The 7,651-nt window shown below is 75.9% G+C and carries 8 protein-coding genes; 1 reads left to right on the top strand and 7 read right to left on the bottom strand.

Annotated features, from left to right (window positions below; genetic code table 11):
• Positions 1-183: 183 nt before the first annotated feature.
• The 3 genes from ETD96_RS37030 to ETD96_RS37020 form a co-directional block, all read right to left on the bottom strand.
• Positions 184-399 carry a hypothetical protein gene (locus ETD96_RS37030; RefSeq protein ID WP_138641171.1) on the bottom strand — a complete coding sequence of 72 codons (216 nt, stop codon included), beginning with the start codon at positions 397-399 and terminating at the stop codon, positions 184-186.
• A 141-nt stretch (positions 400-540) separates the two neighbouring features.
• Positions 541-1,230: a thioesterase family protein gene (locus ETD96_RS37025; protein WP_138641170.1), complete on the bottom strand. Its 690-nt coding sequence runs from the start codon at positions 1,228-1,230 to the stop codon at positions 541-543.
• Between the two features lie 120 nt (positions 1,231-1,350).
• The gene (locus tag ETD96_RS37020; protein WP_138641169.1) at positions 1,351-1,866 is read right to left on the bottom strand and encodes a hypothetical protein; all 516 of its coding nucleotides are present in this window, start codon (positions 1,864-1,866) and stop codon (positions 1,351-1,353) included.
• A gap of 195 nt (positions 1,867-2,061) precedes the next feature.
• Here ETD96_RS37020 and ETD96_RS37015 point away from each other — a divergent pair, with 195 nt between their 5' ends.
• Entirely contained in the window at positions 2,062-2,850 is a 789-nt protein-coding gene (locus ETD96_RS37015) for an ABC transporter ATP-binding protein (protein WP_138641168.1), read from the top strand.
• A gap of 18 nt (positions 2,851-2,868) precedes the next feature.
• Here ETD96_RS37015 and ETD96_RS37010 read toward each other — a convergent pair whose 3' ends face one another.
• The 4 genes from ETD96_RS37010 to ETD96_RS36995 all read right to left on the bottom strand — a co-directional run.
• Positions 2,869-4,218 carry an AAA family ATPase gene (locus tag ETD96_RS37010; RefSeq protein ID WP_240808500.1) on the bottom strand — a complete coding sequence of 450 codons (1,350 nt, stop codon included), beginning with the start codon at positions 4,216-4,218 and terminating at the stop codon, positions 2,869-2,871.
• A complete protein-coding gene (locus ETD96_RS37005) occupies positions 4,215-5,687 on the bottom strand; it encodes a hypothetical protein (RefSeq protein WP_138641166.1) in 1,473 nt (490 codons plus the stop codon). Before ETD96_RS37005 ends, ETD96_RS37010 begins: the two co-directional genes overlap by 4 nt.
• A 7-nt stretch (positions 5,688-5,694) precedes the next feature.
• Positions 5,695-6,789 carry a hypothetical protein gene (locus tag ETD96_RS37000; RefSeq protein WP_138641165.1) on the bottom strand — a complete coding sequence of 365 codons (1,095 nt, stop codon included), beginning with the start codon at positions 6,787-6,789 and terminating at the stop codon, positions 5,695-5,697.
• Positions 6,786-7,651 (bottom strand): hypothetical protein (locus tag ETD96_RS36995; protein WP_205719634.1); only part of this gene is annotated, 866 nt, incomplete at its 5' end. The genes ETD96_RS36995 and ETD96_RS37000, both read right to left, overlap by 4 nt.

Raw genomic sequence — 7,651 nt, 5'->3', positions numbered from 1 at the left:
CGCCGCTGCCCTACCCGGCCCCCGCACCGAACGGAGAGCCGGGCTCGGGCACCGGCGGCCACCGGGTGCCGGGCGCCGAGGCGCAGAACCACGGCCGCCCGCTGAACGGCGTCGACCGCGAGGACCCCCTCTTCGCCGGCCCCTGACGGGAGCCGCCCCGCCCGGGCGGGCCGCCGCCCGGGCTCAGCCGTACCGGACCGCCAGGAAGAACGCGGCCAACGCCACGGCGCTGATCAGCATGACGTGGCCGCGCTCGCGCGCCGCCGTCCGCCGCAGCGTGGCGATCCGCCGGCGGCTGAGCCGCAGGTCCGTCACGCTGCGCCGCGCCCGCTCCCAGTGGACGCCCGTGTAGATCGCCAGGGCCGCCAGCCCCAGGATGAGTAACCCGTCTCCGCTCATGAGCTCCGCCTCCGTATCCGCGGCAGCTCAGATTGAACAGCGGAACCGGCCGGGACGACAGTGCCCGGCGACACATTTCCGCGATCCATGCGGAACCGGCAGGGGTCGGCCGGCTGCGGATCATCGGCCGGCGGGCCGGGCTCAGCGTCCGAAGGCCTCGGGATCGATCTCGATCCAGATCTGCTCGGCACGGCCCAGCAGCCGCCCGTCCGCCCCGTACAGCGCGGTCGCCGCGTGCATCTTGCGGCCCTCGCGGCTGCGCGCCAGCCCCACCACGACGCACCGCTCGCCGGCCTCGGGCACGTCCATCACCTGCGCGGTCATGGTGCCGAGCACCGCCGGGCGGCCCGCCACGTCGAACGACCAGCCGCCGGGGCAGTCGAGCGCCGCCCACACCAGCTCACGCTCGGGGACCCGCTCGGGCACCCACGGCGTCGCGACGCACCCCTCGCCGACCGGCCCCGGCTCCAGCCGCAGCCCGTCGCCGGGTTCGCGCTCCGGCCCGCAGACGAAGCAGCGCGGGAACGGGTGGTTCTCCTGCGTGCGGAACTTCTCCGCCGCCTCCAGCGCCCGCTCGAACGGGACCGCCGCGATCGGCGGCACGACGATCGCCCCCGCGAGCGCCTCCGCGATCAGCCGCTCCCCGTCCCACAGCCGGACGCTGTGGCCGCGCTCGTCCTCCACCGTCACGGCGAGCTCGGTGTCCAGCGGCGGCGGCTGCCGCAGCGTCACCGTCACCGTGTCGATCGGGACGCGCCCCGCGAGGCGCCCCGCGACGTATCCGCCGTTCCCCGACCCGTCCGGCCCATGGAACCGCCGGTCAATGATCATGTCCGCCCCCGTGCCCGCACTCATCTCACCAAAACGGCATAGATCTTAATGTCCCCCACCGACATCCGGCCCGCGGGGGTGCGGCGGTCGCCGCACCCACTGCCGCGCCCCGCCGCGCCGCTACACGGCGCGGGACGGCTGGGGCCGGCCGGGACGCGTGGTGAAGAAGACCGAGAGGGACGCCTGGAGCCGGGCGCGGACGGTGTCCTCGTCGACGGGCCCGTCCGCCGGGACGGGGGTGTGGTCGAGGGCGCGGGCGATCAGGAGGTCGATGTTGCGGTCGGCGACCAGCACCGAGCACGTGTCGCACGCGTACCACGGATAGAGCATGTTGAGGACGGCCACGGCGGTGTCGTCGTCGGAGAGGTCGGTGGTGTCGAGCTCGACCTCGAACATGTCGGTGTCGTCGGGGTCGAGCGTGGGGTAGTAGAGCCAGCTCGGCCCGGACGCGCCGCAGAAGTCGCAGCCCGGCTCGCGCGGGAGGGCCTCGCCGACCGCCAGTTCCAGCTCGTGGTCCCACGGCTCGACCCGCCGGTTGTGGCGGTAGCCGACGCCGTCCAGCGAGCCCTCGCGGTTGTGCGTCACATCGTGCACCTCGCCGCCGCAGCGGGCGCACATGAGGCCGATGTCCTCCATGTCCCTCCCCTGATCGCTGAGGCACCGGATCTCACAGTATCCGGCCGGACGCCTCCGTCGTACCGGGCGGCGCCGCTCGGGTACGTTGAAGATCTTCACCGACGCGCCCGCCCCGGCGATCCCGGCCTCCGCGTCCCCGCGCGCGCCGCACACTCCCCGCGTGCCCCATGCCGAGTCATCGAATCGGGAGGTCCCGTGTCCGACGTCGTGCTCAACGCCGACAAGATCGATCTGGTCCGCGAGCGGCGGCCGCTGCTCGACCGCGTCACGATGACCGTGCTGCGCGGCGAGCACTGGGCGCTGATCGGCCCGAACGGCGCGGGGAAGAGCACGCTGCTCGGCATCCTCGGCGCCTACACGCACCCGACGCGCGGCACGGCGGAGATCCTCGGCCGCAGGCTCGGCCGGGTCGACGTGCACGACCTGCGCAAGCTGATCGGGCAGGTCAACCCGCGGCACCCGCTGGAGTCGGCGCGGACCGTCCGGGAGATCGTCCTGACCGGTGTGACCGGCACCATCGAGCTCGTCCCGCGCTGGACGCCCACCGACGCCGAGGTGCGCCGCGCCGACGAGCTGATCGGCCTGATGGGCCTGTCGGCGCGCGCGGACGCCCGCTGGCCGACCCTGTCGCAGGGCGAGCGGGGCCGGACGCTGATCGCGCGGGCACTGATGCCCGACCCGGCGCTGCTGCTGCTCGACGAGCCCGCCACCGGCCTCGACGTCGCCGCGCGGGAGCGGCTGCTGCAGAGCATCGACCAGCTGCGCGCCGACCGTCCGGACCTGACCACCGTGCTCGTCACGCACCACCTGGAGGAGCTGCCGATCAGCACCAGCCACGCGCTGCTGCTGCGCGAGGGGCGGGTGCTCGCCTCCGGCCCGGCCGGCGAGGTGCTCACGACGGAACTGGTCAGCGCCTGCTTCGACCACCCGATCACGATCACCCGCCACAACGGCCGCTGGGCCGCGACCGCCGGGCCCGCCTAGCCGCCGCCCGCCCGCGGCTCAGCCGCCCGCGACCCGGTGCCGGGACAGATGCGCCAGCACCGACTGGTTCGCCTCCCAGCCGTCCGGGAACTTCACCGGGACGCCGAGGTGCACCGGCTCGGCGGACGGGTGCGCGTCCAGCAGCTCGGGGATGCCCGCCCGCGCCACCACCACGCACGCGTGCCGGTGCCGGGACGTGAGCACGCACAGCCGCCCCGACTCCAGGTGGAACGCGGTCGCGTCGCGCCGCCCCGACAGCGGGTGCAGCACGACCGTGACGTCGTACTCGCGGCCCTGGAGCCGGTTCGCGGTGTCGACGGTGATGCCCTCGCCGTGCGGGCCGAGCGCGGCGCGGATCGCCGTCACCTGGTCGCGGTGCGCGGCGCCGATCGCGACGCGGGAGGCGTCCACCGGCGCCGACCCCTGCTCGGAGTGCGCGACGGGGCCGCGCTGCAGCAGCCGGACGGCGAGCGCCGCCGTCGCGCGGACCGCCTCGGCGTCCGTGCGCAGCGTGTGCCGCGCCGGCAGCTCGTACAGGGCCCAGCCCGTCGCCGCCGCCTCTTCGAGCGCATGGTCGTAGGTGGTGCCCATGCCGCGCGCGCCGAACTCCAGCCGCCGGTCGCCAGGCCCCGTCCCGGCGCGGAACCCGGTGAACGGGTAGAACGCCCGCGACACGACGGGCGCCGCCGAAGCGGGCAGCCGCCACGACACCGGCAGCCGGTGGACGGGCAGGTCCGGGTTGTGCGCCAGCAGCACCGAGACGGCGCTGCGCATCGGATCCCAGGTGAGGCCGGTCCAGCGTTCGACCTCCACCGTGGAGAACGGGTCGAGCTGGCCGGGGTCGCCGACGAACAGCGCCCGCTCGAACCGGCCGGCGATGCGCAGCAGCATGTCCGAGCGCATCTGGTACGCCTCGTCGACGATCGCCCACGGCCACGTGCCGTCCGACAGCGTCGCCCACTTCGCCGCCGTCGCGATCACGACGGTGTGCTCGGCGAGGTCGGCGGCCTTCTGCGCCACCCGCACCTGCGGATGCGCCAGCACCCGCTCGGACGGCGCGTACCCCGACGCCGACAGCCGCCCCAGCGTGATCGCCGGGTGCTTGCCCGCGATCCGCTCGATGAGGTCGTCGACCTGCTCGTTCGTCTGCGCCACGATCATCAGCCGCTCGCCGGCCTCGGCCAGGTGCGCGGCGGCGCGGACCACGAGCGTCGACTTGCCCGCGCCGGGCGGCGAGTCGACGACCACGCCGCGGTGCCCGCCAGCGAGGTCGGCGAGGACGGCGTCGACGACCCGCCCGGCCGCGGCCGACGGGTCGAGGTCGTCCGCCGCCACCGGCACCAGGTGGCGGCCCGCGTGCCCGCTCACGCCCATTCCTCTTCCGCGTCCTCGCCGGTCGGCGTGTACTCGCCGGGCGGGCCGCCGTGGGTCCACGGCGTGTCCTCGCGGTCGGGGAACTTCGCCGCGCCGAACGAGCCCTCCGACAGCGAGGTGAAGCAGACCCGCGCGCCCGCCGCCGGGACGGCGCCCGGCTCGGGCGTGAGCTTGCGGCCCATCCCGCCGGTCAGCTCCAGCAGCACGGACCCGTCCGCGATCTCCACGATCCTCCCCTTGAGCGCGGGCCGCGCCGCGCTGCACACGGTCGTCCCGACGTCGAGCCGCACCGGGTCCGCCGTGCCGACCCGCAGCAGCGGGCGCAGCTTGGGGCGCTTGCCCGTCTCGTCGAGCCGGGCCGGGTCGCACTCGGTGACCGTCCCGCCGAACGCCGCGCCGGCCAGCCGGTGCTCGGCCATGACCAGCGGGTCGTCGAACGCCCGCTGCGCGTCGTAGGCGTCCTGCGCGCGCTCCAGGTCGTGCAGCCGCCGGGCCGCGCGGACGGGCGGGTCGCGGCGCGCTTGAGGATACGCCTCGCCGAACGTCTGGTGGTAATAGGTGAAGGCGTCCCGGTCGCGCTCCCAGCGGCGCGGCACGCTCGCGCCCTCCGGCAGCGCCCGGAGCAGCTCGAAGCCCCGCCACATCAGCTCCCACGTCGGGGTGAGCTGCCCGGCGAGGACGTCCCGCAGCCGCTCCTCGGCGCGGGAGCCCGGACCGGCCCGGTCGTAGGCGGCGATCGCCGGTGCGAGGACCTCGTTGTCGAACGTCGGGTCGGTGGTCGGCCCCGCGGGCGGGCACAGCACGGGATCTTCGGCGCGGGCCGCGGCGGCCGGGCCGTCCATGCCGTCCGGCGGGTCGATCCAGCCCATCAGCGCCGCGAGGTTGCCGTCCTCCAGCGAGCTCTGGCCCGTCGCCCAGTGCAGCCGCAGCGCCTCCGTCATCGCCATCAGCAGCGACGACCCGGGATGGTCGAACCGCTCGGCGAACCACGTCAGCCACCGGCCGAGCACCGGCACCGCCGGGTCGACCGCATATGGGCCCTCCGTGCTGCGGAACCGGGTGGACCGGCCCATCAGCCGCAGGAACGCGACGCCGCCCCGGTTCGGGACGAGCAGCTGCGGCGCGTCCCCGTACCGGATCCGCTCGTCGCCCTCCTTGCCGGGCGGGAGCTGCTCCACCTCGCCGCGGCTGGTCTCGATGTGGTTCAGGACGAGCCTGCCGAGCGCGGCGGCGAACCCGAACCGCAGGTCGCGGTTGCGCGGCTGCGGCACGACCAGCAGCGTCGGAGCGTCCGGCGCGCTCCCGGCCATGACGGCGAGCGGCGCCGCCGCCTCTCCGGCCAGCTTCAGCGGGACCAGGACCAGCGGTGCGCCGGACACCTGGCAGTGCCGCACGGTCGCGAGCGGCTGCGCGACCCCCGCGGCCGCCGCCTGCAACTGCGCGAGCGAGGACAGTGCGCTCATCGACGGGTCACGCCGCCCCGTGCAGGGCCTCGGCGCGCAGCCGCGCGGCGGCGCGCAGCTGCTCCGCGGTCTCGGCCAGGTCGTCGGACGGGGTCAGCGAGCCGTCCGCCAGCGCCAGCGCCGTGCCGATCGTGTCGACGCCGCCGAGGTCGTCGCGCACCGACCGGCCGAGCGCGCCCGTCGCGCCGCACGCGCGCGCCTCGTCCCGGCAGAACAGCGCCATCTCGCAGCCCGACATGCACTCGGGCGAGTACCGGGCCTCCACCGCCTGGACCGACGCCGCCAGGTCCTCGCCGGCCTCGAACGTCAGCCCGTCGGGCAGCTCGGCCAGCAGCGCGTCGACGCGGGTGAGCCGCGTGAGCTGCCGTTCCAGGACGGCGAGCTGCGGCCGCACGTCCAGCGGCGTCGCCGTCGGGCGGTTGGAGAAGTTCTCCGGGCACACCAGGAAGACCTCGTGCGACACGCGCGCCGGGTCGTGCCCGAGCTCGGCCACCAGCCGGCGCAGCGCCAGCACGTACACCGCCGACTGGCGGGCCGCCGCCGCGACCTGCTCCGGCTCGGCCTGCCCGTCCACGACGGCGAACGACTTGATCTCGATGACGTGCAGCCGCCCCGCGAGCTGGAACGCGATGACGTCCGGCTCCAGGTAGGCCGGGTACCCGGCGATCTCCAGCCGCAGCAGCGGATGGTCGAACAGCGTGCCCTCGCCCGACTCCAGCGCGCGGGCGAGCAGCCGCCGCGTCCGCGAGTGCCGCAGCTCCCGGCCCTCGTTGCCCGCGACCACCTCCAGGTCGTCGTAGGCGACCTCCGGCACGTCGAGGCCGAGCCGCTCGCGCAGCAGCGTCAGCAGCTCCGCGCACCCGTCCGCCTTCACCTGCGCCTCGAACGCGTTGCCGCGCGTGATCGCGAACTGCGACTGCCCGAACGGCGCGGGGAACCCGAGGGCCCGCGCCACCGCGTCCTTGTCGACGCCCGCCGCGTCCATCAGCCCGCGCCGGGCGCAGCCCGGGTTGGACGTCAGCGCGGCGATCGTGCGGGCGTCGTGGTTGCGCGGGGGAGTGCCGCCGCGCAGCCGGTCCAGATCCGGTGCGGTGTCGGTCATCGGTCCGTCTCTCCATCGAGGGCAGGGCGCCGCCCGGAGGCCCGCACGGCGCGCAGCCGGCTGCCGAACAGCCGCTCCGCGTCGTCGAGCCGCTCCCGGGCGCGGGCCGCGGCGGCCCCGCGGCGCCGCTGGTCCGGTTCGCGGTGCACGTCCAGTTCGGCCCGGGCGGCGGCGGCGAGCGCCTCCGGATCGGCCGTACCGACCGTACCGGTGACCGCGCCGGGAATGTTGGACGCGAAACGCCACAGCAGCCGCTGCACGTCCGGGGACGGCGTCCCGCGCCCGGCGTGCTCGGCGAGGCGCACCGCGGCGGTGAGGAAGTCGGTGCGCGGGCTCAGCGGGCCGACGATCCGCCGCTCCAGCGGCCAGGTGCTCACGGTGAGCAGCCCGCGCGCGGGGGCGAGCAGGTCGGCGGTCAGCGCGGCGCACAGGTAGTACGGCCGCGCGTACGGCGCGGTGCGGAAGGAGCGCTCCTCGTCGCGGCGCAGGCTCGTCAGCCGGGATCCGGCGATCTCGCCGGGGAAGAACGCCGCGTACACCGACCCGATCAGCTTCGGCGCCGCGGGGGCGCCGAGCAGTGTCAGCGCCTGGTGGACCTGGTCGCGGACGGGCAGCAGCCCGCGTCCGCCGCTCTCGCGCCCATCACGTTCGCGGTCGTCGCGTCCGCTGCCGTCGCGGCGGGGCTCCGGGTCGGCTCCGCCGTCGCCGAGGACGGCCTCGTCCCACGCCTGCTCGGCCTCGCGGAGCCGGGCGCGCAGGCCGCGCGCCTCCCGCCGGTCCCCGGCGGCCACGGCCCGCCGGACGGCGGCGCGCAGTTCGGTGATGCGCGCCTCCAGCTCGTCGGGGGTGGGGGCGCCGGGGG

The organism is Actinomadura geliboluensis (assembly GCF_005889745.1).
GTDB classification, from domain to species: Bacteria; Actinomycetota; Actinomycetes; order Streptosporangiales; family Streptosporangiaceae; genus Spirillospora; species Spirillospora geliboluensis.
Note: the sequence above shows the minus strand (reverse complement) of the source record. Positions and strands in the feature narration are given on the sequence as shown.